General features: G+C 50.7%; 18 protein-coding genes and 1 pseudogene. 14 read left to right on the top strand and 5 right to left on the bottom strand.

Annotated features, from left to right (window positions below):
* A pseudogene (locus TJ79_RS27575) lies at positions 1–401 on the top strand (glycoside hydrolase family 5 protein); the annotation flags it as partial.
* A gap of 135 nt (positions 402–536) precedes the next feature.
* Here TJ79_RS27575 and TJ79_RS13130 read toward each other — a convergent pair.
* Positions 537–1,706, bottom strand: coding sequence for a hypothetical protein (locus TJ79_RS13130; protein ID WP_155987874.1), 1,170 nt, complete (start codon positions 1,704–1,706; stop codon positions 537–539).
* Between the two features lie 89 nt (positions 1,707–1,795).
* Between TJ79_RS13130 and TJ79_RS13125 the strand changes: the two genes are divergently transcribed.
* Complete coding sequence (locus TJ79_RS13125) at positions 1,796–2,200, top strand: hypothetical protein (protein ID WP_040950759.1); 405 nt, start codon at positions 1,796–1,798, stop codon at positions 2,198–2,200.
* A gap of 216 nt (positions 2,201–2,416) precedes the next feature.
* Positions 2,417–4,573, top strand: coding sequence for a bifunctional 2',3'-cyclic-nucleotide 2'-phosphodiesterase/3'-nucleotidase (locus TJ79_RS13120; RefSeq protein WP_052339570.1), 2,157 nt, complete (start codon positions 2,417–2,419; stop codon positions 4,571–4,573).
* A gap of 90 nt (positions 4,574–4,663) precedes the next feature.
* Here the strand turns inward: TJ79_RS13120 and TJ79_RS13115 are convergent, their stop codons facing one another.
* Entirely contained in the window at positions 4,664–5,023 is a 360-nt protein-coding gene (locus TJ79_RS13115; RefSeq protein ID WP_040950758.1) for a VOC family protein, read from the bottom strand.
* A gap of 116 nt (positions 5,024–5,139) precedes the next feature.
* On the opposite strand from TJ79_RS13115, the gene TJ79_RS13110 reads away from it, so the two are divergent.
* Together TJ79_RS13110 and TJ79_RS13105 are read left to right on the top strand one after the other, a co-directional pair.
* A complete protein-coding gene (locus TJ79_RS13110; RefSeq protein ID WP_040950757.1) occupies positions 5,140–5,742 on the top strand; it encodes a YdeI/OmpD-associated family protein in 603 nt (200 codons plus the stop codon).
* A gap of 58 nt (positions 5,743–5,800) precedes the next feature.
* Positions 5,801–6,277, top strand: coding sequence for a DinB family protein (locus tag TJ79_RS13105; protein ID WP_040950756.1), 477 nt, complete (start codon positions 5,801–5,803; stop codon positions 6,275–6,277).
* A 69-nt stretch (positions 6,278–6,346) separates the two neighbouring features.
* Here the strand turns inward: TJ79_RS13105 and TJ79_RS13100 are convergent, their stop codons facing one another.
* Positions 6,347–7,711, bottom strand: a complete 1,365-nt coding sequence (locus TJ79_RS13100) for a TrkH family potassium uptake protein (protein WP_040950755.1) — start codon at positions 7,709–7,711, stop codon at positions 6,347–6,349.
* A gap of 224 nt (positions 7,712–7,935) precedes the next feature.
* On the opposite strand from TJ79_RS13100, the gene TJ79_RS13095 reads away from it, so the two are divergent.
* Entirely contained in the window at positions 7,936–9,612 is a 1,677-nt protein-coding gene (locus tag TJ79_RS13095; protein ID WP_040950754.1) for an extracellular solute-binding protein, read from the top strand.
* A 153-nt stretch (positions 9,613–9,765) separates the two neighbouring features.
* Here TJ79_RS13095 and TJ79_RS13090 read toward each other — a convergent pair whose 3' ends face one another.
* Together TJ79_RS13090 and TJ79_RS25995 are read right to left on the bottom strand one after the other, a co-directional pair.
* Positions 9,766–11,364: a response regulator gene (locus tag TJ79_RS13090; protein ID WP_040950753.1), complete on the bottom strand. Its 1,599-nt coding sequence runs from the start codon at positions 11,362–11,364 to the stop codon at positions 9,766–9,768.
* 38 nt (positions 11,365–11,402) lie between these two features.
* Complete coding sequence (locus TJ79_RS25995; RefSeq protein ID WP_052339563.1) at positions 11,403–13,130, bottom strand: sensor histidine kinase; 1,728 nt, start codon at positions 13,128–13,130, stop codon at positions 11,403–11,405.
* A gap of 154 nt (positions 13,131–13,284) precedes the next feature.
* Between TJ79_RS25995 and TJ79_RS13080 the strand changes: the two genes are divergently transcribed.
* The 8 genes from TJ79_RS13080 to TJ79_RS13045 all read left to right on the top strand — a co-directional run bounded on the left by TJ79_RS13080 (position 13,285) and on the right by TJ79_RS13045 (position 25,979).
* Positions 13,285–14,241 (top strand): ABC transporter permease, encoded by a 957-nt coding sequence (locus tag TJ79_RS13080; RefSeq protein WP_040950752.1) that lies wholly within the window; start codon positions 13,285–13,287, stop codon positions 14,239–14,241.
* Between the two features lie 18 nt (positions 14,242–14,259).
* Positions 14,260–15,138 (top strand): carbohydrate ABC transporter permease, encoded by an 879-nt coding sequence (locus TJ79_RS13075; RefSeq protein ID WP_040950751.1) that lies wholly within the window; start codon positions 14,260–14,262, stop codon positions 15,136–15,138.
* Positions 15,139–15,188: 50 nt separating this feature from the next.
* Positions 15,189–17,174, top strand: a complete 1,986-nt coding sequence (locus TJ79_RS13070) for a beta-galactosidase (protein ID WP_052339562.1) — start codon at positions 15,189–15,191, stop codon at positions 17,172–17,174.
* Positions 17,175–17,254: 80 nt separating this feature from the next.
* Complete coding sequence (locus TJ79_RS13065; protein WP_052339561.1) at positions 17,255–18,682, top strand: family 43 glycosylhydrolase; 1,428 nt, start codon at positions 17,255–17,257, stop codon at positions 18,680–18,682.
* Between the two features lie 151 nt (positions 18,683–18,833).
* The gene (locus TJ79_RS13060) at positions 18,834–20,630 is read left to right on the top strand and encodes an ABC transporter ATP-binding protein (RefSeq protein WP_040950750.1); all 1,797 of its coding nucleotides are present in this window, start codon (positions 18,834–18,836) and stop codon (positions 20,628–20,630) included.
* The gene (locus TJ79_RS13055) at positions 20,608–22,485 is read left to right on the top strand and encodes an ABC transporter ATP-binding protein (protein WP_081756893.1); all 1,878 of its coding nucleotides are present in this window, start codon (positions 20,608–20,610) and stop codon (positions 22,483–22,485) included. The genes TJ79_RS13060 and TJ79_RS13055 overlap by 23 nt, the downstream gene beginning before the upstream one ends.
* A 275-nt stretch (positions 22,486–22,760) precedes the next feature.
* Positions 22,761–24,665, top strand: a complete 1,905-nt coding sequence (locus tag TJ79_RS13050) for a substrate-binding and GGDEF domain-containing protein (RefSeq protein WP_162162955.1) — start codon at positions 22,761–22,763, stop codon at positions 24,663–24,665.
* A 465-nt stretch (positions 24,666–25,130) separates the two neighbouring features.
* Complete coding sequence (locus TJ79_RS13045; RefSeq protein WP_040950748.1) at positions 25,131–25,979, top strand: AraC family transcriptional regulator; 849 nt, start codon at positions 25,131–25,133, stop codon at positions 25,977–25,979.
* Positions 25,980–26,220 lie beyond the last annotated feature (241 nt).

The raw sequence follows: 26,220 nt of genomic DNA, 5'->3' as shown, positions 1-26,220 counted from the left end.
GTACGGAGGGTAATCTTTACGGCTATCAAGCACAATCGGGCATGGGGGTCGTCGCGCTCACTGACACACCGCAGCCGAAGAAGTTTTTCTTCGACAGCGGCTGGGACCTCTTGGCGCTGGAGTTGGCCGCGAATGAGTTCGCTTCGTATACGTTTAGCGGCGTAACGGAAGATAACCGGGTGTCGCTGGAACTCATCTGCCGCGATGACGCGCAGGTGACGGTGGAGCAAGACGGGAACGTCATTGCTCAGACAAAGCTGGCTGCAACCGCTCTGGGCAGCGCGGGTCAGCCTACTGCCGCTAAAGCCATCACCGCCCAGCTTCATGCGGCGGAGGAAACGGTGATCACGGTGCGTGTCCACAGCGGCTGCATCGAGCTGCATACCATAATCGTGGAATAACCTCATGTATGAAATGAGACCTGCAAAGGAAGCGGAAGCTCCTTGGCAGGTCTCTTTGGTTACCGGGTTGAATTTTCGTAAGCTAACCTCGGAATATGGCGTTAATCCTTTTATAGGGTTTGCTGGACGGACAGGCTAATTCGCATTCGCTGCCAGTTCTTCCAAACTGACGTAATAGAAGGAGGCATGCACTTGTTCAGGCGTCAGATCTCTGGCAAAAGAGCGGCGGAGAATCGCTGCATGATTTTGCTCATCCTCCAGGATGTAGGCGATGCCGTTATCGTCCGCTGAATCTCCTGTGAATACGGATTTTTTCAGCTCGCCCGTTGCGGTATTCAGCAAATAGACGTCGTTCGTTCCTTTTTGGAAGAAAACCTCGATTTTCCGGGTGGCGCTGCTTGCCGACTGGGCATGATCGAAATCAAGGGTCAGATCCGTAATCGGGATGAAGGAATCACCGTCTATCTTCCCCAATATCCCGTTGCCGGAAAAATTGCTGATAAAGAGATAATCATTCATCACTTTGACTTCGCTTATGGGCTGATTGAGCATTTTTTCATAAATTGCCGAAAGGTTGATCGAACGGATGAAGGTTCCGTCGAGTGAATAGATGGATAGATAAGGGACAACCTTGCCGCTATCGCCTTTTTGCAACAGGACATAGAGCTGCTTGTTATCGCTGGTGAAGTTTGAGATGGATTCGCCGCTTTTTGCCGCGGGGTCTCCATGGACTTCCAAGACTCTACTTGTTTTGTCCTTAGCTGGGTCGTAGGCTTCGATATAGGTGGTGCCGGCGCTAGCTGCACTGCCAGATGCTTCGCTTTTCAGCATCAGCAGTTTATCCGTTGTGGCCGCCACATAGACAAGCCCCATGAAATGATCTTCGGTTTGAATTTGCTTCACTGAATTTTTCTTAAGATCAATGGCAAACAGCCCGCCATTCGGGTTTTCGCCAGCTCCTGCATGAAAATAGAGACGGTTATTCAACATCGCCATGCTGTTGCTGGCAACGTGAAAAAGTTTGACTGTTCCCAGCGCTGCGGTTTTTTTGGTGTAAATATCATAGCGGAAATAGTGGCAGTCTCCCTGACCGTCCAGTTCTCCATAGATGTAACTATCTTTGGTCAAGGCAAGTAGCATCTGGATTTTGCTCGGATTAAAGGGAAGCGTCGCATATTTTCCACTGGCCGAGCTATCATTTGAAGATGAACGGACAGCTTCGGTGCTTCCGTTATCAGCCGAAGCGCAAGCGGCGGCTAGCATACATAAGAGCAGGCATGATGCAAAAAATCGGTTTATCCTCATAAGCATCCCCCTGACCATTGGATACGAACGATTCGTTTCGTTTTGCAAGAAATTTTATATAATTTTACACAATTTGGGAGGAATTCGCTATGAAAAAAGCATCATGTGCGCTGGCGCTCCTGCTGGTTGCTTTTGTTTTACTCGCTGGCTGTGAGAAGCCGCTAAAGCCGGACAGCCCGTTGAATACGGCGATGCTGTTGAATGGAGTGGCCACAAATGGGGGAGATGGCGGCAATTACGTAATGTTCAAGTCTTATTTCAGCGAAGTAGCCCAGACAAAGGTCACCAAGCGGATGATGGGGGTGCTGCAGGAAGCGAGAGGGTCCTCACCGGTAACGACATTCACCAATTACGAGCTGCTTACCTATCCCAACGGCAGCATGGTTCTCGTCCGCATGACACCAGAGATAAAGGGCACGGTCTACGCTGAGGATATCATCCCTGTGCCTGAGGAGATGAAAGATTTGTTCCAAGCAAATGCGGAGCTAAAATGAGGGGGCGGCGGAATGAAGCGCAGGTGGCTATTTGTCTATCCGGTGAAATTTATCAATGACTTAACATGACATTTCCATATTTTTCCGATATGATAGAAAGGTGTGAGAGTTTTTCTTACATCAACCATTCATCTAGCAGGAGGAGGACGTCATTTGTCAAACGTATCCCGCAAGAAAAAGGCTTTGCCGGCTTTCGTCGCACTCAGTTTACTGCTGATGCCACTCAGTAGTATTCATGCTGCAGCAGGGGACCCTACCGTAAATTTGCGCGTCCTGGAAACGACAGATCTGCACGTAAACATGGTGAACTACGATTACTTTTCGGACAAGCCTACGGATGAGTACGGCTTTGCCAAAACGGCGACGCTGATCAAGCAGGCCCGGGAGGATGCGGTGAACAGCTTGCTGTTCGACAACGGAGACATTATCCAGGGCAACCCACTGGGCGATTACGTCGCAAACGTGGAGAAGCTACAGCCTGGAGAAACGCATCCGGTTTACAAGGCATTGAATCTGCTGAATTACGACGCAGGAAACCTTGGCAATCATGAGTTCAACTATGGTCTCGACTTTTTGAAAACCTCCATCGCAGGGGCCAAGTTCCCTTATGTGAATGCTAACATCTACAAGGATGACGGGGACAGCAATCCGGACAATGATGTCAATGCGTTCACCCCTTACCTCATTCTCGACAAAACGGTAAAAGATACAAGCGGCGCCACCCATACGTTGAAAGTAGGCGTCATCGGCTTTGTGCCACCACAAATCAACCAGTGGGACAAGGCGAACCTGGAAGGCAAGGTCATCACGAAAGATATCGTGGAAACTGCTGAGAAGTTTGTTCCGCAGATGAAAAAAGAAGGCGCGGACATCATCATCGCTATCCCCCACTCCGGTTTTGAAGATATTCCTGAAATGGAGAACATGGAAAACGCCGTGCTGTACTTGAGCAAGGTGAAGGGTATCGACGCGATTCTCTTCGGCCACGCCCATAAGATTTTCCCGGACAAGTCCTTTGCCGGTAAAACCGGCGTTGATCTGGAAAAAGGCACGATCAACGGCGTGCCGGCCGTGGAGCCCGGTTTCTGGGGCAATAATTTAGGGGTCATCGATTTGACCCTGCAGCTGAGCGGCGGCAAATGGTCGGTTACGAATTCCGCCGTTTCCGTGAAGCCAATATATGACACGGTCAACAAGAAATCTTTGGTCGATGCCGACAAAGAGGTCCTCGACGCCGTAGAAAAAGACCATGAAGCTACCCTAAACTACGTACGTGGCCCGGTAGGCAAGACGTCGGCGCCGATCAACAGCTTCTTCGCCTTGGTACAGGACGACCCATCTATTCAAATCGTCACCAATGCGCAAAAATGGTACGTTAAGCAGCACCTGCAAGGTACGGATTACGAAGGACTGCCGATTCTGTCCGCAGGAGCGCCATTTAAAGCAGGCGGCCGTCAAGGCGCCTCCTACTACACCAATATTCCCGCAGGGGACATCGCCATTAAAAACGTGGCTGACCTGTATCTGTACTCCAACACCATCAACGCCGTGCTGGTCACCGGTGCGGAAGTGAAAGAATGGCTGGAATGGTCTGCCGGCCAATTCAACCAAATCGATCCGAACAAATCCGGTGATCAACCGCTGGTCAACCAGGATTTCCCGACCTACAACTTTGACGTCATCGACGGCGTTTCGTATCAGATCGACGTGACCCAACCGGCTAAATACGATGCCAAGGGAGCGCTGCTCAATGCCGACGCCAACCGCATCAAAAACTTGACCTTCGAAGGCAAACCGATTGATCCGGCGCAAAAATTCGTCGTTGCCTCCAACAACTACCGGGCGTCCAGCAGCAAGTTCGCCAATCCGGACGGCAAGCGCATCATCATGGCTTCGCCGGATGAAAACCGTCAAGCCGTCATCGACTACATCCGCACCTCGGGCACCATCAATCCGACAGCGGACGGCAACTGGTCGCTGGCTCCGATCAAAGGCAACGCCAGCATCGTCTTCCAAACATCCCCGGCCGCTAAAGCGGCGGCAGCGGGCAACAAATTACTGACCTATGTCAGTGATTCCACCGACGGCTACGCTAATTTCAAATTGAATCTGGCGTCGGCTTCCACGAGCGGCGGTACGACGACTCCGGCAACACCTGACAAGCCTACCACCCCGACGACTCCGACGACCCCGACCAAGCCAACAACTCCGGCACAATCGGCTGACACGGTATACATCGTCAAGAAGGGCGATACCCTGTCGGAAATCGCCGTGCAATACGGAACAACCTGGCGCAAGCTGGCCGAATACAATAAGCTGAAAAACCCGAATTTGATCTTCATCGGTCAAAAGATCCTGATCCCGGTCAAGTAATCGTCTCCTGCAGCGCCGGCATCGAACAAAAAGAGGCCATCAAAAAAGCAGCGCGTATCCGAAACGATGCGCGCTGCTTTTCTTTTTCGGCTATCGGTTCTCTACAAGCTGGACCTCATATCCATCGGGGTCATGGACGAAGGAAAAACGGATATGGGGATTAGGGGAAATCGGCCCCCGGACAATCGCAATCCCTTTACTTTTCAAAAATTCGCTGATTTCCTCCAAGGAATCCACTGCAACGCCTATCGAAATGCCCGAGCTTGGCGCTGCGGCCTGCCCCTCTCGCTGGATCAGCTCGATTTTTGGTTGATCCTCGTCGCCCAACATGGCGATATCCGCATCCCCGCTGCGGTAACGGCTGCTGATCGGCAGTCCAAGCATCTCATGATAGAACGCCAGGGAATTTTCCATATGGCTGACTCTTAATGTTACCCAACAAAAATGCATTCCGCATCACTCCTTTACTCCCTTAGGTTTCGCTAGCATCGGTGCAAATCCTGCTCGTCATGACAAACGTTAATCGGTATACTCGGGAGTAGAATGAAAATCGGAGGGATGCGCCTATGCCGAAAAAAACCGAGAAATGGCCGATTCTTTTCTTTCCGGACCAGCAGGCTTTCGCGGAGTGGCTGAATGAGCATCATGATACCGTCCCCGGCATCCGGCTGCAAATCGCCAAGAAGGGAGCAGATTTCGCTTCCGTCAGCTATGCTGAAGCGCTGGATGTGGCTCTTTGCTACGGCTGGATCGACAGCCAAAAAGAAGCCGTCGACGAGAAGACGTGGATCCAGCGGTTTGGCCCGCGGGGAGCGAAAAGCATTTGGTCCCAGGTGAACAAGGAAAAGGTGGAACGGCTGATCGCGGAGGGTCGGATGCAGCCTCCTGGTTTGCAGGCGATCGAAGCGGCAAAGAAGAACGGCCAGTGGGACAAGGCCTATGCACCGCAAAGTGCATTGAAAGGTTCAGGTGACGGGGTGTTGCCGGAGGATTTCGCCGCGGCGCTTGCGTTAAGCCCGCAAGGCAAGGCTTTTTTCGAAACGTTGAATAAGCAGAATAAGTTCGCGATTCTATTCCGCATTCAGAATGCGAAGAAACCGGAGACGCGGAACAAGAAAATTCAACAATATATCGAGATGCTTGAAAAAGGGGAAAAGCTGTATCCTTGAATAGGCGAAATCACGGTTAAGTTGAACCAAATCTATCTAAACGGGAGGAGTAACGATTATGGGGCAGTTTGTGTTGGATCTGCTTGATTTTACTAGAAGCCGGACTTTGCAGGCGATGGAGAGCCTGTCTGAAGAGGAAGCGGACCGGATTCCGGACGGTTTTCGGAACTCCGTCCGTTGGAATCTGGGGCATATTTATGTGGTGCTTGAACGTTTCGCATTTTATTACATTGGATTACCACAACACTTGCCGGAGGGCTTTAAGGAGTTGTTCGAAAGCGGTACGTCTCCGCTGACCAAGCCGGAAGGGCTGGTCGTTCCGACTCTGCAGGAGTTGCGGACGCTGCTTGCGGAGCAGCCGGGCCGCATCCGCCGCGAATTGGCCGGGCGGTTGGAGGAAATCATCGTTCCCCCTTATACCACATCGGCTGGAATGAAGCTGGAGACGCCGGAGCAGTTCCTCAGTTTCAACGCTTACCATGAGGGCATGCATATCAACGCTATCAAGCAGTACAAGCGGCTGATCGAACGATAAAAAAACAACAAGACCGGACACGGTGCGCCTCTCGGGCGTTTACCTGTCCGGTCTTTTCTGTCGCGAGTGTTATCCGATGCGGATATTGCCTTCCGGGTAGCGGAACAACTCCTTCTCCGGCTTGGGGGTCAATGCGAAGGCGAGAGTGATGGGACCCAACCGGCCGATGAACATGATGACCGAGAGAAACCCTTTGCCGAAGGAGCTGAGTGACGGCGTCAATCCCATGGACATGCCACAGGTGCCGTAGGCGGAGACGGTTTCGAACAGGATACCGAGGAAGGAGAAGTTTTCGGTGGTGGAAAGGACCATCGCCGAGAGAATGACCGCGATAAACGAAAACATCGTGAAGGTAATCGCCTTGTAGATTCGCTCTTTCGGCAGGCGGCGGTGGAACATGACCACGTCTTCTTTTCCCCGCAGCATGGCCAAAATGACGCCCACCAGAATAGCAAAGGTCGTCACCTTGATGCCCCCGCCAGATGAGCCGGGAGCTGCGCCGATGAACATTAGGATGACGATGAAAAACTGTGTCGCCTGCCGAAGCGATGCGGTATCGACAGTGGCGAGCCCTGCCGAGCGGGCGGAAACCGATTGAAACATGGACGCCAACAGTTTCCCGCCGTGGGAGAGCGGCTGCATCGTGGCCGGGTTCGTATATTCGAAAATAAAGATGACGATAGTCCCGACGACGATAAGTAAACCCGTCATGGACAGTACCACCATGCTGTGCAGGCTGAGCTTGCGGGTGCGGGGAAAAGCCAGCAGGTCGGCGATGACAATGAAGCCGATCCCTCCGAGAATGATCAGCAGGACACTGACGAGATTGACAAACGGATCGTTGACGTAGTGCTGCAAGCTGCCTAAACGGCCCGGCAAGCCGGTGAACAAATCGAATCCGGCATTGTTGAAGATGGAGATGCTATGATAGACGCCGAAATAAAGGGCGGTGCCGATAGGCATCTCGAATAGTAAGCGGACAGTTAGCAAAATGGCGCCGGCCAGCTCGATGGTGAGGGCATAAACCAGTACTTTGCGGATGAGCCGGACGATGCCGTCCAGGGAGCCTTGGTTCATCGCTTCTTGCAGAATCATCCGCTCGCGGAAGGAAATTTTTCTGCCGAACACGATAGAAATCAGGCTAGCCATGGTCATGAACCCCAGTCCGCCGATTTGGACGAGCAGAAGCAGCACGACTTCTCCGAAAGCCGTGTAATGATGGGCGACAGTAACCAGGGAAAGCCCCGTGACGCAGGTGGCGGATGTCGACATGAACAAGGCGTCGAGGAAAGGCTGGCTTTTACCGGAGGCCGAGGAAAAAGGCATGGACAAAAGCACGGCGCCGATCATGATGATGGCGATAAAGCCAAAGGCCAGAACCTGAGGCGGATTCGGCCTCCATCTTGATTTTTTCTCTGTATGGCTGATCTTCATACCTTCACTCCGCATGTTAATCTTGATCATTTTATTGTAGAGAGCTATCCAGTGAATGTAAAGGATTGGTGTAACTGTTCTCCGGTTTCCTTCTCTTTCAGGCTGTATATGTGTTAGTTTATTCGAAGGTTATGATTGTTGAATATCGGGCATGTACACCTTTTCTGTCACTTTGTTACGATGTATGCGTATTCAACAGTTGTTTTTCAGAGAGGAGAAGTCACATGAAGTATGGAAAATGGGCTATAGTTCTGCTTGGTACCAGTCTTTTGCTTACTAGTGCAGTTGGTTGCTCATCGGGGGATGGCAAGAAGAAAGATCAGCCTGCGGCAACAAGCGGGCAAGCGGCAACGAATGCAGAAGGTAAATTTGATCCACCGGTTACAATCACAACGGCTCGTGTTGTCGGCTCCGACTACGTGTTTATCAATGGCGAAACCATTAATGACAACGTTCATAACAAATGGGCAAAGGATAAGCTGGGGATTGAAATCAAGGATCTCTGGGATACTCCGGACAACAGTGCTTACCATACAAAGATCCGGCTTTCCCTTACGAGTCAAGATCAGCTTCCGGACGTCTTTATCGTGCAGGATACCAATTTGATCGCGGACTTGATTCAATCCGGCAAAGTCCGGGACATTCAGGAAGATTTCGATAAATACGCAACGGATCGCATAAAGAAAATCTATGGGGATAACAGTAGCGCCTTGAATCAAGTGAAATCGGGTCAAAAGCTCATGGGACTGCCGATTTTCTCGGCTGGCGACAGCACCAATCCGGTTCTCTGGATTCGCCAAGACTGGCTGGATAAATTAAACTTGCAGGCGCCGAAGACCATCGATGAATTTGAGAAGGTCATGGACGCCTTTACGAATCAGGATCCGGACGGCAACAATAAGAAGGATACGTTCGGCTTCAGCTTCTCCGCCCGCAATGGCTTCGCTAACTGGATGTCCGATGCCAGCTTCATCTTTGGCGCTTATACGGGTAAGGCGCTGCCGGGAACCTATCAAAAAGGGGAAGACGGCACGTTGCAATACGGCTCCATTCAACCTGGGATCAAGGATGCTCTTGGAAAGCTGAACCAATGGTACAGCAAAGGGTACCTGGATCCGGAATTAGCGGCGCTGGATGAGGTGAAGGCGACGGAAAGTTTCATCCAAGGCAAATCCGGTATGATCGCGGCTCCATATTGGGCCAATGGGTGGCCGCTGGGCGATGTGAAATCGACCAATCCCAATGCGGTAGTCCGTGCATATGAGCTGCCGAAGGGTCTGGATGGTAAAACCGCCCGTTATAACGGTTCCGTCAATGAAGGCAAAGTAATGATGTTCAATAAAGATTTTAAACACATGGATGCATTCTTCCTGTACCTGGATAAAATTTACGACAGCCAATTCAGCACAGGCGATTTCAAGGACGGCTTCTTCGAAGGCTATGACTACGCCACCGTAAACGGCGCTCCTGAATATGACCCGGCTAAATTCCCGACTCCTTTGGAAAAGGCAGCCACTTCCAGCAAGTATAATCTCTTCTGGAACGTTCCGAAAATCCCCTATCAAGAGTCCAAGGATTACTATGATGTGTTTAAAGGCATGCAACCGGTAACCGCTGCGCAAAAGGCGATCGCCATCGCCGATAAAGAACAAATACGTGCCGGTGCCCTGAACTATCAAATGAAGGATTCCAACGCTCCAAGCGATTTCAACGGAGCGCCGACGGAAACAATGCGGAGTAAAGGCGATAACCTGAAGACGATGGAACTTGAAACCTTCGCCAAAATTATCTACGGCAACTTGTCTTTGGACAAGTACGACAGCTTTGTAACGGACTGGAAGAGCAAGGGTGGGGATCAAATCCTGAAGGAAATCAACGCCTGGTACCAAAGCATTCAATAATGTGCAATGGCAATAAAAAGGGGAGCCGCTGGGCTCCCCTTTTTGTGCTTACATAAGACTTTATAAGTTTGTGCAATAAACAGCCTTATTCCACTACGGTAAACGTCGAACGTCCTAAAAGGACGTTCGCAAGCCGTTTATCCTTGATTTGTCCTATCGGTTGCGGAAAGTCTGGGGTGTACACTCATACGTTTCTTTAAACAGCCGGATGAAATATTGGGTCTTGTGGTAGCCGACTTCTTCTGCGATATCGGATACTTTTTTGTTGGTGGAGCGCAAGAGATGGGCGGCTTTCTCCATTCGCATACGGGTGATATAGGAGGACAAGCTCTCTCCGGTTTCCTTTTTGTACAATCGGGATAAATAAACGGGGTGCAGATACATGTATTCACCGACTTTGGTGAGGGAGACATCTTCATGCAGGTGCTCCTCGATGTAAGCTTGAATGTGGGAAATGATGCGGCTTTGGTTGCCCGCCGTCTCCTGGATTCTCACCCGGAATTGCTCAATCAGCGTCAGCGCCCAACTCCGAACCTTGGCGGTTGACTGAAAACTGAAGGGGTCCTGCAAAAAAGAAATGTCGCCGATCATTTCCGATAACGAATCGCCTTGTTTGTGGGCCATATAGGAAAAACAGCTGTACAGATAATAAACCGCCTCTACGAGATGGTGCTGGGTGCGGTAGGGAGGAGTGTCTAGCTCGTCCAGTACGGTCTCGAGCCGTTCCACGACCTCATCCCAGCGGCTTTGCTCCATTAATTGCAAAATCGGTGGCGATTCATGCAGCCTTTTTAAGGGCTTGACGTCGACGTTATCCGTCTGGTCGGTGAGCAGCAGCTGGTTGTGCTGGGTACCCACGCAGCGCCAAAATTCATTGATGGCTTGTAAATATTGACTATGGACGTCTCTGCCGAAAGGAAAGGGCTGGGATAGCCGAATACTGATGGTTTTCTTTAAATAGTTGGGAACCGCTTGGCGAAGAAGCTCTGTGCGTTGCAGAACGGCGGGGACACCACCCAAGGCATCTACCGGCAGAATGAGAGCAAGAAATTGATGGGAGTCCTTGCACCACCACAGGTGAGAATGCCCTTCCACATGATCCAGGTAGATTTCATCGGCCATATTTTGCACAGCATAACTATAAAGCTCGATATCCTCTCTCGACAGCTCCGCATTTCCGGTTTCGATGCGGATCAGCGCAAGCATGCAAGGATCCCCTGTTTGAAGCTGGATGTGCAGGGTGTGCAGTTTTTCGTTGACCACAGGATCTGAAAAGCGTCCGCCCAGCAGCAGGTCTAGCAGCAGGTGCTCGCGAAGGCGGGGACCGGCCAGCTTCAACACTTCGATTGCCTCTGTCAAAGCTTGCTGATTCCGGTGCTCCTTTTGAATCTGAGATGTGATTTTTGTCAGGCAAGAGGCGACTTCATCGCTGGTAACGGGTTTTAACAGATAATCGACCGCTCCTTTGCGCAAAGCGGTTTTGGCATAATCGAAATCCGAATAGCCGGACAGCAAGATGACTTTTGTTTCCGGCCTTACCCGGGACATCGTTCCCAACAATTCCAATCCGCTTTGCCCGGGCATGCGGATGTCGGTGATCATGATCGAGATGGATTCCCGGTTTGCGATGGCAATGGCTTCATCCGCCGATCCGGCCCGAAAGACACGGGTAATTCCGAAATGCTCCCAATCCATCGTTTCCTCCAGGTAATCCAGTACGTACTCTTCGTCATCCACCAGCAAGATGTTCATGTCCATCCTCCTTTTCTCCAGCGGCGCATGTGTTGTTTTTACATAAGACTTTTATCTTTCGGTAAATGAAACGTGACACGGAATCCTCCCCACGGGCTTTGGGACAATATCAAGCCTGCTTCAGGCCCAAAACGGTTGATCAGACGGTGGTGGATATTCCATAAGCCGCAGCCGATTTCGTCCGTGGAGATGTCGGACTGGATTTGACTGGTCAGCTCCCGAAGAGCATCTTCGGAAAGCCCGTTGCCATCATCCTCCACGGTCAGAACAAAACCGTCTTCGGCAACCCGTCCTTGAATCCGGATGTGCCCGGAGTCCTTCTTCTGTTCTAAACCGTGAATGACGGCATTTTCCACAATGGGCTGCAGGATCAGATTAGGCACTTGCAGGCTCAGCATTTCTTCCGGTATCGAAATCTCATATTGAAGTCGCTTGGTGCGCAGCGATTGAACTTCCAGATAACTCTCAATCAACTTGATTTCATCGCCAAATGTGGAATTCGTGCCTGCTTTTCGGGTGATGTGGCGGTAAAACAGAGACAAATTTTTGGCCATGGACACCACTGCATCAGGAGATTTATGGGCCATGCCGACGATATAAAACAGGCAATTGTAGAGGAAATGCGGATTGATTTGTGATTGCAGATGCTTGTACTCCGCTTCACGTGTTCGTACTTTTTCCTCGTATACATCCTCAATCAGGGTTTGGATACGGGACGCCATATCATTGAAGCGCTCAAAAAGGTAATCAAACTCATTGTTTGTTTTTTTCACGGCCCTGGTACTGTAATTGCCCGAACCGAGCTGTTCGATTTTCCGTACCAGATAGCCTAACGGAATCCGGAAGTGGCGATACAACAGATACGAAAGGGCGACACCGGATAAAAAGAGTAGCAGGAGACTCACATTGACCATCAGATTGACTTTTTTAAGCGGAAGAAGGAACTGATTCAATTGGATATAACTGATCAGCGTTCCGTTCAAAGACTGGCTGTACAAGGTTTGCACCAGATATTCCACATTGTCCAGCTTCAGCACCGTAAGCTCCGGATGGGCAGACGCAACGCCGTCGTCTAAAGCGATCTTTTCTTTGAGCAAGGGCAGAAGCCGGGGATCCACCTGATGATTGGCCAGGATGGAAGAGTCTGAGAAATAGAAAAAGGATTTCCCGTTTCCCGCCAAATCGAGGCCTTGCAGGACGGAAAGCAGGTGGCGGCTGGTGAATGTTGTCTCCACCACGGAGATGGCGTTGCTGAGATCCGGGGATGCAAGCCCGGGGTCTGTAAACAGCAGATGAAAAGTCGGCTTCCCGTCTTCATCTCTCATGAACCAACGGTTTTTCGGAAGTGCCGCATATTCCCCCGGTTTAACTTTTTTTCCTTCAATTGTTGAAACGGTTTCATTCAAGGACGGCCAGTAAACCGTCAAATCGTGGGTGATGAGATCCGCCTGGCTTTGCAGGGTGAGCTTCTCGTCAATGGTCTTGCGCATCAGCAAATGATTGATGTATTCGGAAAAACCGTAGGAGCTTGCATAGGCGCGCACGCTGGAGTCGTTCACGAGAATGAGGGCTTGCGATTCCAACTGCCTCAGGGACTGTTCCATTTGCAGCATCGTGAACTCCAATTGCTTGGAAGCGGACTGTTCCAGCGTTTTTTGCACGACATTTTTACTGACATTGTTCGCGTAAGCAAATAAGAGCGTCGCCGGAATAATGAGCACAATCAACATGATGATCAAGTTACGGAACGTTTTGTATTTTATCATGAAAGTCACCGCCGAAGTTGGTATGGGGCAAACAGGTTTTCACAGGGGATATAGATGTTAAGACCTTATCATAGGTGGGGGTAATCCCCGTTGGTATAATAGTAGCAGAAGCAAACAAATACGCAATTGGTAGGATTAAGGAGGAATCTCTCGTATGAGTCATCAGTTGGAAGCGGCTGCAGCAGGTCGTCCCCCTAAAAAAACAAGTTCTTTGGTCAAAGGGCTGAAGAAGACATGGCCGCTGCATGTATTGATCCTTCCCGGTTTTATCATCGCGATTATTTTTCATTATGTGCCGATCTTTGGGTTGATTATGGCTTTCGAAGATTACAAGCCGTGGCTGGGTTTCTTTAAATCCGATTGGGTAGGTTTAAAGCATTTTCATTCCTTATTTATGTTCGATGAGTCGGTGCAGGTCATCTGGAATACGTTGATTATCGCCGTTCTCAAAATCGTCTGCGGGCTCTTTGTCCCGATTGTGTTTGCTCTTCTGTTAAACGAGGTTCGGAAAACAGGAATCAAACGGGGGATTCAAACCCTTGTCTACTTGCCGCACTTTCTCTCTTGGGTAATTTTAGGTGGCATTTTGATCGACCTGCTCTCCGTTAAGGGCGGGCTTGTCAACAGGATGCTCATGGATCTTTTTGGAGCGAAACCGATCTTTTTTCTCGGCGACGGGGACTGGTTTCGTTTTGTAGTCGTGGTCAGCGACATCTGGAAAGAATTCGGCTTTGGCATGATCGTTTACTTGGCCGCGATCGCCGGGGTGAATCCGTCTCTGTACGAAGCCGCCGAAGTGGATGGCGCTACCCGTTGGAAGCAGACGCTTCACGTCACCCTTCCCACCATGTTGCCCATCATCATCGTAGTGGCGACTCTACAGCTTGGCAACGTTTTAAATGCCGGCTTCGACCAGATATTCAATCTTTACAACCCCCTTGTATATAGCAAAGGCGACGTTATCGACACCTTCGTTTACCGTTCGGCCATGCTCAAAGGCGATTTCAGTTTTGCGACGGCAGTGGGCTTGTTCAAGTCCGTCATCAGTTTCGTGCTCATTGTCATCTCCTATCGGATGGCCTACAAGTTCGCTAATTATCGGATATTTTAATGTTGGAGGAAGATCGCCATGTACCATAAAACAACAGGATATCGTATCTTCAATGCGGCCAATCACTTTTTTCTCATTGTGGCATCCCTCATCTGCGTACTGCCGCTGGTTCACGTCCTGGCTGTCTCTTTCAGTGGAAAGGCTGCGGCCACCGCCAATATCGTCAACTTGCTGCCTGTGGATTTCACTCTCGAATCCTACGCCAAAACCATCGATAATCCGGCGTTTCTGAGGTCTCTGGCATACTCCGTATTTCGGACGGTTCTTGGAACGGGCATCGGCATGGCGATTACCATTAGCGCCGGCTACGCCCTATCCAAAAACTACGTCGAATTCAAGAGCCGGAATCCATACATGTGGTTTTTCGTATTCACCATGCTTTTCTCCGGCGGTATGGTACCCAGCTACATTCTGATCTCTAATCTGCATCTGATCGACACGATTTGGGCTTTGGTGCTTCCGGGCTCGCTGGGCGTCTATAACATGATTTTGCTGATGAATTTCTTTCGCACCATCCCGAAGGAACTGGAGGAAGCGGCTCTTATCGACGGCGCGGGAATATTTAAAATCTTGACCCACATTCATCTGCCGATCTCTTTGCCATCGCTGGCAACCATTACACTGTTCACGATGGTCGGGCACTGGAATTCATGGTTCGATGGATTGATCTACATGATGGATACGAAAAAGTACCCTCTGGCCACCTTCTTGCAGACGGTTGTCGTGCAGCAGGACTTCAGCAAGATCAGCATCAACCCGGCAGATTTGGAAAATCTGTCCCAACGTACGGTGAAATCGGCTCAAATCTTTATCGGGGCGTTGCCTATCCTGATGGTCTATCCGTTTTTGCAAAAATACTTCGTGAAAGGTATCGTCATGGGTGCCGTGAAAGAATAGAATCTCCTTTCTGTCTGAACAGAGTTGATCTGAAATGAGAGGCGAATCCAATGTCCATGACCTATGTCTTGCAGGTTGAATCCTTTACCGCCAGTCCGGACACCCGGTTGGAGCAGAACGATTGCGGCGGGCTGGCGGTAACGGCTCCTCCGGAAGGCGGGAGCCTGCTATGGTGTCCTGACGGCTCAAACTCACAAGTTTGGAGTGAATACGCCTACCTAACGGGAGATATCTATCATGAATGCCATGATGTGCTGGTGTTGGTGTTTTCCTTTATAGAGTCGGGGGGTCGCCGTATTGACGTTCACTACGGGATGCTGCCCCATGTCAAGACGCGGGTTTGCATTCCCCTGAAGGTTCTTGAAGGTGAGAGTTTGTTTCTCCCCCGATATCCCGGAGTGCTCCAATCGGTGCTGAGAGGCGATTCTTCTGTGGATCGCAGCCGAATCAGCCGGGTTTCCATTTCCACGCCTCCTTCCGTATCCCTCCGCTCCTTTAAGCTGTCCGGCCTGGAACTGAGAATGAGAGAACCGGATTTCTGTTATGAATATCAGCCTTATCTGGATGAACTGGGGCAGTTAGCCGAAAAGGAATGGGTGGGGAAGACTGGCTCCCACGAAGAGATGAAGCTCAGGCTAGAGCAGGAGGAAGCTGCCATGCAGGCATCCCCGCTGCTGGATGATATTGGACGTTATGGCGGATGGAAGGGCGCCGCTTTCGCTTCCACGGGTTATTTTCGCACGGTATTTGACGGAAGTAGCTGGTGGTTCGTTGACCCCGACGGCTACGGTCTGTTCAGTACGGGAATGGATTGCGTCGGGCCTTTTGACACGATGAAGGTTGCGGGGATGGAGCACCTGCTTCCACCGTTGCCGGACCGTATAGGACCTGTCCGTGACGCATGGACGCCCCAGGGCTTTAGTTATTCTGTTGCTAACCTGATACGAGTGTACGGGGATTCGTGGAGAGAAAGGTGGGAGGCTCTGACGGAAGGGCGACTTAAGGTTTGGGGAACCAATACCATCGCCAATTGGTCGGATTCATCCTTTATCCGAAGCTCCTCGCTGCCCTATGTTTATCCGATGGAGGGCTTCCCGGAGACGAAGGAGACGATTTTCCGGGACTTCCCCGATGTATTCAGCCCCGAATACGAGGAGAATGCCAAGAGCTTCGCCTCTGGCCTGCTTCCGTTTCAAGACGAACCGCGCCTTGTCGGCTATTTCATGCGCAACGAGCCCCACTGGGCGTTTGTGGACAGCTTGAATTTGACGGAATTGCTTCTGGCGCATCCGTCTCCGCTTCACAGCAAACTGCAATTTGTCCGTTGGCTGGAGGAAAAATACGAAACCATCATACATTTGAACGAGGCATGGGGGAGCAGCTTTCACCGGTTTGAGGAGTTAGCTGAAAGCAATGCGCATGCGGAACCCGAGAGCGGAGTCCGCAAGGCGGATTATGACGCGTTCGACCGGGTTTTGATCCGCCGGTACGTGGAGGTTCCAGCCAGAGCCTGCAAGGCAGTGGACCCTCATCACCTCAATTTGGGCATGCGTTATGCGTGGGTATCCAGTGATGCCATTCTGGAAGGTTGTGAAGCCTTCGATGTATTCTCCATCAACTGCTACCGGTTTGAGCCGGACCGGGAGTTGATCGAGCGGATTGGAAAGCGCTTGAACCGTCCGGTCATGATCGGTGAATTCCATTTCGGCGCCGCGGATTCTGGCTTGCCCGCTTACGGTATCAAGGCCGTGGCGACACAAGAGGAGCGAGGGCAGGCATACCGTTATTACATCGAACGGGCGGCGGCGATCCCGGAGCTGATCGGAGCCCATTACTTTCAACTGTCGGACCAGCCGGCGCTGGGCCGGTTTGACGGCGAGAACTACCAGATCGGCGCTGTCGATGTGTGCCAGCGGCCATACGAACCCTTTATTGAGCAGATGAAGCTAGCCCATGGGCGCATTTACGCAATTCGCACCGGCTCAGAACCGCCTTATGAAGAAGCCCCGGCAGAAATTCCGAAAACAGGCTTTTGACTATAGAAAATAAACGCGTAGCGTTCGTTGTCACGAGGTTCATTTGTTCCGTTTATATAAGAAGAGGGGATCGTGCAAAAATGGAATCAGCAGCAATTCTCAACGGCATGCGCTGGACGGATACGGAAGGGCGGGAGATTCATGCCCACGGCGGGGGCTTTTTATATGACAACGAATACATTTATTGGTTTGGGGAAAACCGAACCGGAAGACGCCGGGTATCCTGCTGCCGCTCCAAGAACTTGAAAGAATGGGAGTTCCGCCGGGATGTTCTGACGTTGGATTCTTCCGTTAAACCGGTTTATTATCGAACGAATTTGGAGTTAGAGCCTGTTGCGGCAGATGGGACGGTTTCTTCGCAGGGAGCCGTTATCGAACGTCCAAAGGTGCTATATAACGAAAAGACCGGAAAATATGTGATGTGGATGCACTGGGAGAACGGCAGGGATTATCATGACGCCCGCTGCGCCGTAGCAACCTGCGACACCGTCGATGGGGACTATGTGTATCACGGCAGCTTCAATCCAATCGGATATATGTCCCGAGACTGTACATTGTTTTGCGATGACGACGGAACCGCTTATTTCCTGTCTGCTGCCAGGGACAATGCCGATCTTCATATGTACCGGCTGTCTGAGGATTATATGAGCATCGAGGAGCAGGTCAAGACGCTTTGGCCAGGCCAATACCGGGAAGCTCCGGCCGTGATGAAACGAAATGGAATGTACTATCTTTTGACTTCCGCGTGCACCGGATGGTTGCCGAACCAAGGTGCTTATGCTTATTCGGAAAGTCTCACAGGGCGTTGGTCTCCACTGCTCCCCTTAGGGGATGGGACGACCTTCGACACGCAGCCAACCTTTGTTCTTCCGATTTACGGGAAAGATGAAACCATTTATCTGTATATCGGCGACCGCTGGGATCCTAGCGATTATCATCAATCGTCTTATGTCTTTTTGCCTTTAGTCTTTTCCGGGAAAACGGAAATGAGTTTGAGCTGGGCGGATGCGATCGACTATGACCCCGCTTTGGGAGCTGTCCGCACGCAGACGAGAGAGAACCTTGGAATCCGTTTGAAAAATTGCGCCGCCGACCGCTTCTTGGCTGTCCGGGTAGATGAGAAGAATGGCGTTTCCGGCGTTCATGTGCAAGACCTCTCTTATACATCACAAGATCAGCGGTGGGATACGGAAGATGTTAGAGACGGTCTTTTTCGGCTCCGCCATACAGCGACGGGATTGTATCTGGCCGCTGCGGGAGGACTGGAAGAGCATGGCCAGGTTAGCCTCGCGACCTTCAATGATTCGAGAGATTCCGCGTATCTCTGGAGGAAAGTAGAGCTGGAGCAAGGGTTGTGCAGACTGCGCAATCATTTGACTGAGACCTGCCTTACCTTGACGGCTGACGATGGGGAGAGCCTGCACTTGTCGGCGGACGGCGGAGAATGGAATCCCCGCAAGGGCAGAGATCCGCAAGCGTTTTTGATTTCGAAGATTTTCGGGAACTAGGAAGCATATATAAGAAGCCGTTTATTCGTCCTGTAGATACAGGGGGAAATAACGGTTTCTTTTTTCTTTTCAAGATAGCGGGAGAGGAGTATGGTAACAAAAGGGGCGAATACATAACCGTCTGCGGGCGGTTTTACAGATGGAGGAGAGCATGGCCTTTTTTAATCCTTACCTTAAAAAATACGGGAGGTCCTTTGCACTCGCGGTTCTTTTTCTTACCTTCGAGACGCTTTGCGACCTGCTGCAGCCCACTATTATGGCCAAGGTCATCGACAAGGGTGTGGGCTCGGGGAGTCTCGCCACCGTTTGGCGGCTGGGCGGATTGATGCTGCTTATTACAGCATTCGGCGCTGTGATGGCGACGGCCCGGAACTTGATCTCGAGCAGGGTTTCCCAAAGCTTCGGCGCGGACTTGCGCTCGGATTTGTTTCGCAGCATTCAAACCTTGTCTTTTAAAAGCATCGATAAATTCGACCGGGCTTCTCTGGTCACCCGTCTCACCAACGATGTGACGCAATTGCAAAACTTCGTGAACGGCTTAATGCGCATTCTCGTAAAATCGCCGCTGCTTTGCATCGGCAGTCTAATTATGGCGATTCGGCTCAATATCCACATGGCTGTCGTTTTAGCGGTGGTCGTACCGATGGTGGGCGTGTTGATTTTCGCCAATATGAAGGTAGGCTTTCCGTTCTTTACCCGGGTACAAAAAGCGTTGGACCGGCTGAACGGCATCAGCCGGGAATATTTGTCCGGCGTGCGCGTGGTCAAGGCGTTCAACCGCTTTGATTACGAACAGGCAAAATTCGATGGAGCCAACCGTGAGTTTCAAAGCCGTTCCATTACTGCCAACCGGGCACTCTCGGTATTCAACCCAGCTATCTCCCTCACGGTCAATTTCGGCATCGTGGTGGTGCTGTGGCTGGGCGGCTGGCGGGTGCACAACAATGGGATGCAGGTCGGCAATATCATCGCGTTCATCAACTATATGACGCAAATTTTGACCTCGCTCATGATGATTTCCATGGTGTTCAACATGTTCGTGCGGGCCCGGGCTTCCGCAAGCCGGATCGGGGAAGTATTCCAGGAGAATGTTTCCGGAGGCGCCGAGTCATCTGTCGTTTTGAGTGTGTCGCAGGGCGTCGCCGGAATGGAAACCGACGCCGGTGCAGGCGAGAAAGTGAGAGGCCGCATCGATTTTGACCATGTCACCTTTTCCTATGACGGCGCTTCTGGCGAGCCAGTGTTGCGGGAGATCAGCTTCACCGCCTTGCCCGGGGAAACCGTCGGCATTATCGGCTCAACTGGTTCAGGGAAGAGCACGCTGGTTAATCTGATTCCCCGTTTTTACGATGTGACATCGGGTTCGATCCGGGTGGGCGGCACGGATATACGCACTTTAGAGCCTCATCGCCTGCGGGAGCGGATCGCTGTCGTTCCGCAGAAAACGGTGCTTTTCACCGGCTCGGTGGAAGAGAACTTGCGGTGGGGAAAGGAAGACGCAACGCCGGAGGAAATGGAGCAGGCGGCGCGGATCGCTTCCGCACATGATTTTATTACGGCATCTCCGGAAGGTTACAAGTCGCGCATCGGCCAGGGTGGCGTCAATTTTTCCGGTGGCCAGAAGCAGCGGCTGTCCATAGCCCGGGCGTTGGTCCGGCAGCCGGAGATATTGATTCTGGACGACTGCACCAGCGCAGTGGACGCTACAACGGAAGCTAATATCAAGGGGGCTTTGAAGCAGGCGGCGGAAGGGCTGACCTGTTTGCTCATTGCCCAGCGCATCACCTCGGTGATGGATGCGGACTGTATTCTTGTGCTGGATGACGGAGCCATTGTCGGCAGCGGAACCCATGATGAGCTGCTGGCGGATTGCCGGGTTTACCGGGAAATCTTCCGCTCGCAAATGGGAAAGGAGGCGCTGCGCTATGTCTCGTCCAGCGAATGCTAGAACGGACGCTTCGACCGTGCCGTTTCCTGGCGATAGGCCGGGGCCCGGCGGGCGCGGCGGCGGCTTCGGCGGACCCCACCGGAGAGGGCCGGTAGCTAAGCCGAAAAACTTGAAGGGCACTTTGCGCCGGATCTGGAGCTATATCGGAGATGAGCGCAGGCTGCTGTCGGTGATCTTGGTGTTTCTTGTGATGAGTGCTCTATTGGGGCTGACGGGTCCCTACCTCATCGGCAGAGCTATCGACTCCATGTCCATAACGGGCGGAGATGTCGACTTTGGCGTGTTGGAGACGGTGATTTTCGTACTCATCGCCGCTTACGTAACGGATGCCGTGCTCTCGTTCATCCAAGGATGGTTGATGGCGGGAATCGCCCAGCGGGTGGTGGCACGCCTGCGTCAGGCGCTTTTCGCCAAATTGCAGAAGCTTCCAGTGGCGTATTTCGATGCACGCTCCCATGGGGAAGTAATGAGTCGGCTGTCCAACGACGTGGACAATGTCAGCAACACCATATCCCAAACGACAACGCAGCTGATGGCGGGGATTATCGGCATCGTCGGGTCCTTAGTGATGATGCTGATCTTGAGTCCGGTTTTAACTTTGGCCAGTATGATTACCGTTCCGCTGGTCTATTTGCTTGGCCGTAGCATTACCCGCAAAACAGGGCCGTTGTTCAAGGAGCAGCAGGTTCAGTTGGGCAAGCTGAATGGACATGCGGAGGAAAGTATCTCCGGTCTGCAGGTGGTCAAGGCGTTCAACCATGAAGAGAAGGCCATCGCCGAGTTTGAAGAAGTAAACCGGAAGCTGGCGGAGGTCGGCTTGAAGGCGCAAATCTGGTCGGGCTTCCTCATGCCGATCATGAACGTGATCAACAACCTGGGCTTTGCTACCGTCGCTATCGTAGGAGCTATATTAGCCATTAAAGGCCATATAACCGTCGGTATTATCGCCAGTTTTATCAGTTATTCCCGTCAATTTGTCCGTCCTCTGAACGATCTGGCCAATATCTACAACGTGCTGCAATCCGGCGTAGCTGGGGCGGAGCGAGTGTTCGAGGTTTTGGACGAAGGGGAGGAAACGGTAGACCGCCCGGATGCGATTCCCTTGGCAGAACCGAAAGGCCGCGTCGTATTCGAAAATGTCGGCTTCGGTTACCGGGCGGATGTGCCGATTTTACGGGGAATCAGCTTCACCGCGGAGGCGGGCACGAGCGTCGCGTTGGTGGGACCGACGGGTGCGGGCAAAACCACTGTCGTCAATCTGCTCACCCGATTCTACGACGTGACGGAAGGGCGCATCCTCATCGACGGCCGGGACATCCGGGACTACACCCGGGAAAGCCTGAGGCAAACCTTCGGTATCGTGCTGCAGGATACGTATCTTTTTTCCGGAACCATTAAGGAAAATATCAAATACGGCAATCCAGAGGCTACCGATGCGGAAGTCGAGCAGGCGGCGGCCATGGCTAATGCCGACGGGTTTATCCGGCGGCTGCCGCTCAAGTACGAAACGCTCCTATCGGAGAACGGCGGCAATTTGAGCCAGGGCCAGCGGCAGCTCTTGGCGATCGCCCGGGTCATGCTGGCGAAGCCGTCGATCCTCATCCTCGACGAAGCTACCAGCAGCATCGATACACGGACGGAGCTGCATATCCAAGACGCCTTGCTGAAGGTGATGCAAGGGCGCACCAGCTTCATCATCGCCCACCGGCTCAACACTATCCGCGATGCCGACGCCATCATGGTCGTCGACCATGGTGAGATTGTGGAGCGAGGCAATCATGACAGCCTGGTAAACGCCGACGGCCCATATAGCCGGATGTACGCTAGTCCGCTGAAAGTCGCCGGGGAGGCGTGAGTAGTCGAAAAGGCGCGAACCGTTGGTGTGGGATGAACCGTATCATAAGTACAACACCATCTGGAATTTGCGTTTCAACTTTTGTTTTCAAATCTATAATTTCTAAATGCTTGTTCATCAGTTGAAGCGAACTCAATGATAAGGCTAGTCTCTTTAACAACTGGCTTTAGGGCATAAATATTTACCGTTTTTCCTACGGAGATAGTACTATAGTAATATAGGCTCTTTAAGCATGGTCTAAAATGGGCGCGTTTTATAATCGGGATCATTTAAGAATGAGGGAGACGAGTATCCTGAAGCGGATTACAATTGGACTTATGGCAGAAAACAACTGGTTGAAGAACGAAAATGTCAGATTTCTGTTTCAAGGCGTAGCCGATGCCTGCGAGACAAACGATGCTAATTTGATTCGATTTGGTTATATGAACGCTAACGAGCTGCTCAATGTTGAGTCACAGCATCTTGTGATCACTGATTTAATTCGGGAATTCCATCTTGACGGCTTGATTTTTCTTGGCTGGACACTGCCTGTTCAAGGTGAGAACCTCGAAAGGCTAAGACAGATGGTCGATGTGCCGATGTTCAGTATCGGGAAGAAGCTCGAAGATATCCCCAGCAATTTCATGCATGGGGGTTATTATTTGCGGAAGCTTATTCTTCATTTGATCCGGGAACATGCTTATACTCGGATAGCCTATATATGTCCTTGGTCTTATGACGGCAGAAACGATATCTACAAACGGACGCTTGATAAAGCCGGTCTACTGGATCTTGACTTGTATATCAGCGAGTCCGAGCTCACCGGGCTGAATATGTACGAAAGGGCGCAGCGTGCCGTTTCTATTCTGCTGGACGAGCGTAAGGTTGCCCCGGATGTGATCATCGCCATGACGATGGAAGAGGCGTATACCGTACAAATTCTGTTGAAATCGAGAGGGTACCGCGTCCCTGAGGACATCGCTATTTGTTCCTATGAGGACGGACAACGCATGCATTACGCAACACCTAGCATTACGAGTATTGTTTACCCGACCAGAGCCCTTGCCTTTCAGGGAACAACAAGGCTGATTGAGTATATCGAGACAGGCAGCACCAGGCTGATCAGCGGCGTCGCCGGCAAAATAGAATATCGGGAATCCTGCGGATGTCAACTGGTGAGAAATCTAGAGGAGTTCGAGCAGGAGTTGGTGATGCTTGCCAAGCAGAATGAAGAAAAGGATTACTATCATCTGCTGATCGAAGAAATTGATCAGATGATTATGACCTCCTATGATAAGGCGAATCTATATCGAGTGCTCACGGTGGGGATGAACAAGCTGAATATATCGAACAGTATGGTGTTCCATTATCCTTCTGGCAACAGAAGTTTCAAGGATTGCATATTGGAGTTTGAAATTTCGGAAGGCGTGGAGAAGATATCCCACAAGCCTGCGACGTTTGAGGGACGGAAGAGAGAGGGGCTTTTTCCGGTTGATCGAAGGTTCACTTATTTAGCAGAGCTGCTCCATGTCGGAGACAATCATTTCGGTTTTATGCTTATGGAGTCTTCCAATCTGGATGTCCTGAATTATTTGTCGCTGGCGAGCCATTTGAGTACGGCTATTAAATCGATCAATCTGATCGCCAAGCTGGAGTCGGAGATTGAGATTAAGAAGCAGAATGAGATTCGGTTGTTCCAGCTCGCCCAATTCGATCAATTGACGGATTTGTATAATCGTACCTCTTTCCATGAAATCTTGGCCAGACTCTCCCGTGAACATAAGCGATTTACACTACTATATATGGATATAGACGGCTTCAAAGCGGTCAATGATGAATTCGGACACAGTGTCGGGGATATTCTACTGACCGAAATTGCGGGCCGGATCCGCTTTCTGCTGGATGATATAGCGTTCATACCGGAGGGGTTTAGTAATGTTGTTAGTGCCCGTCAAGCGATTTTCCGTCTGGGCGGTGATGAGTTCACGGCAATTATCAATATTATCGATAAAGATGTGTTGGGCGAACTTACAGATCAAGTTATCCGGGCATTACGAGAGCCTTTCCTCATTCAGGAATATGAGATCAGAATTGGGGCCAGCCTTGGCATGAGTCAATTCCCTGATGATACGGATGATCTGCAGACACTTATCAAATATGCAGACAGGTCCATGTATGAATCGAAAAGGCTGAAACGTTAATCTGATCTGGAAGTGCAAGAAATAAAGCTGACTGAACGCTATGAAAAATGACAGCCGGAGGATGCGTGAACAAGCTGGCCTCCGGTGTAGATTCGGCAGTCAGTTTATTTTTTATACTGATAAAAAACCAATACCCTGCCTGAAACAAGAGTCAAGGAGGGGTTGGAATGAGTTCATGTAGTTGGTCATAAAAGCAAATGCATACATAGAAGCTCGTTTATTCGATGAGATAGCACTAAGAGACATAGCAGCAAGGGGAGGATACTCCCCTTATCATTTCCATCGAATATCCCAAACCGTCACTCGCAGAAGAAGGATTCGCCGGACATACCCAACTCGAAATAAGCGATATCCGATTAGACATTTCGTTATCTCTAGGATTTTTTTGCTGACTTTTTTGTGCAGAAAATGCACGGTATTCAATCGTTATCTTCGATAAAATTTATCTCGAAGGGAGGGAATGCGATGGATTGGTTGGAGAGAATGAACAACGCCATGGAATATATCGAAACAAATCTAGCCGACAGAATCTCATATGAGAAAATAGCGCAGATTGCCTGCTGCTCATCTTATCATTTTCAGCGAATGTTTCCGTTTATTACTGGAGTAACGTTATCGGAGTACATTCGACGTAGACGGTTAACGTTGGCAGCGTTTGAACTGCAGACAACAAATGCGAAGGTTATCGATGTTGCTATGAAATATGGATATGAGTCGCCGGAAGCATTTGCACGGGCGTTTAAGAATCTTCATGGGATCATGCCGATATCTGCGCGAGATCAAGGCATCTCTCTAAAAGCCTATCCTCGAATGTCCTTTCATATCTCAATAAAAGGAGATGTCGAGATGAATTACCGAATTGAACAAAGAGGGCCTTTTGAGATGTTTGGAGTTTATGACTTAATAAATATGGACATGAAAACAGCATTTTCCGAAGTTCCTCAATTCCGCAAAAAATGTGATGATGATGGCAGTGTTGATCTTATGAACGAAATATTAGGACGTTTTGGCGACACCGTATTGCACGCTGCCTTATATGATCACACGGGAGAATCCTTCAAGTACATGATTTGTTATCATTTACCGAAGGGGCTTGAAATTCCAGAAAGATTTACAAAGCTTTCTGTCCCGGCATTAACATGGGCTATTTTCCCGGAGCCGCAATGCGATTTGCAAAAACTGTGGGAACGAATATACTCCGAGTGGTTTCCGACATCTGGTTATGAACAAGTTGAGGGACCTCAATTCGAAATGTATTATGGCATGGCTGTAAATGTTACTGGGGAAATCTGGATACCGGTTAAGAAAAAATAGTTTTTATCTTGAGTGAAAGTATTTAACGAAGAAGGTAGTTGAACAAAGCGATATCCAGGATAGGGCCATCCAGCAAGGATGGCTCTAAAACTAGCCGTTACAGTCAGCGCGGAGAGACCCGCCGGTGCTGCATGAGCTGCCGGGTCATAAATCGCCATCGCCGCAGTGCATCTGTAAGTCGGCTGGACAAACCATTGGAGGAAAACGTATAGTAGCGTTGAATGATTGGCGCTTATAGCGG

This window comes from Gorillibacterium massiliense, from assembly GCF_000455485.1.
Lineage (GTDB): Bacteria > Bacillota > Bacilli > Paenibacillales > NBRC-103111 > Gorillibacterium > Gorillibacterium massiliense.
This window is presented reverse-complemented; position numbering and strand designations above follow the sequence as displayed.

Coding starts and splice junctions, on each gene's coding strand:
- TJ79_RS13130 (WP_155987874.1), bottom strand. CDS start 1,706: ATGAGGATAAACCGATTTTTTGCATCATGCCTGCTCTTATGTATGCTA.
- TJ79_RS13125 (WP_040950759.1), top strand. CDS start 1,796: ATGAAAAAAGCATCATGTGCGCTGGCGCTCCTGCTGGTTGCTTTTGTT.
- TJ79_RS13120 (WP_052339570.1), top strand. CDS start 2,417: ATGCCACTCAGTAGTATTCATGCTGCAGCAGGGGACCCTACCGTAAAT.
- TJ79_RS13115 (WP_040950758.1), bottom strand. CDS start 5,023: ATGCATTTTTGTTGGGTAACATTAAGAGTCAGCCATATGGAAAATTCC.
- TJ79_RS13110 (WP_040950757.1), top strand. CDS start 5,140: ATGCCGAAAAAAACCGAGAAATGGCCGATTCTTTTCTTTCCGGACCAG.
- TJ79_RS13105 (WP_040950756.1), top strand. CDS start 5,801: ATGGGGCAGTTTGTGTTGGATCTGCTTGATTTTACTAGAAGCCGGACT.
- TJ79_RS13100 (WP_040950755.1), bottom strand. CDS start 7,711: ATGAAGATCAGCCATACAGAGAAAAAATCAAGATGGAGGCCGAATCCG.
- TJ79_RS13095 (WP_040950754.1), top strand. CDS start 7,936: ATGAAGTATGGAAAATGGGCTATAGTTCTGCTTGGTACCAGTCTTTTG.
- TJ79_RS13090 (WP_040950753.1), bottom strand. CDS start 11,364: ATGAACATCTTGCTGGTGGATGACGAAGAGTACGTACTGGATTACCTG.
- TJ79_RS25995 (WP_052339563.1), bottom strand. CDS start 13,130: ATGATAAAATACAAAACGTTCCGTAACTTGATCATCATGTTGATTGTG.
- TJ79_RS13080 (WP_040950752.1), top strand. CDS start 13,285: ATGAGTCATCAGTTGGAAGCGGCTGCAGCAGGTCGTCCCCCTAAAAAA.
- TJ79_RS13075 (WP_040950751.1), top strand. CDS start 14,260: ATGTACCATAAAACAACAGGATATCGTATCTTCAATGCGGCCAATCAC.
- TJ79_RS13070 (WP_052339562.1), top strand. CDS start 15,189: ATGTCCATGACCTATGTCTTGCAGGTTGAATCCTTTACCGCCAGTCCG.
- TJ79_RS13065 (WP_052339561.1), top strand. CDS start 17,255: ATGGAATCAGCAGCAATTCTCAACGGCATGCGCTGGACGGATACGGAA.
- TJ79_RS13060 (WP_040950750.1), top strand. CDS start 18,834: ATGGCCTTTTTTAATCCTTACCTTAAAAAATACGGGAGGTCCTTTGCA.
- TJ79_RS13055 (WP_081756893.1), top strand. CDS start 20,608: ATGTCTCGTCCAGCGAATGCTAGAACGGACGCTTCGACCGTGCCGTTT.
- TJ79_RS13050 (WP_162162955.1), top strand. CDS start 22,761: ATGAGGGAGACGAGTATCCTGAAGCGGATTACAATTGGACTTATGGCA.
- TJ79_RS13045 (WP_040950748.1), top strand. CDS start 25,131: ATGGATTGGTTGGAGAGAATGAACAACGCCATGGAATATATCGAAACA.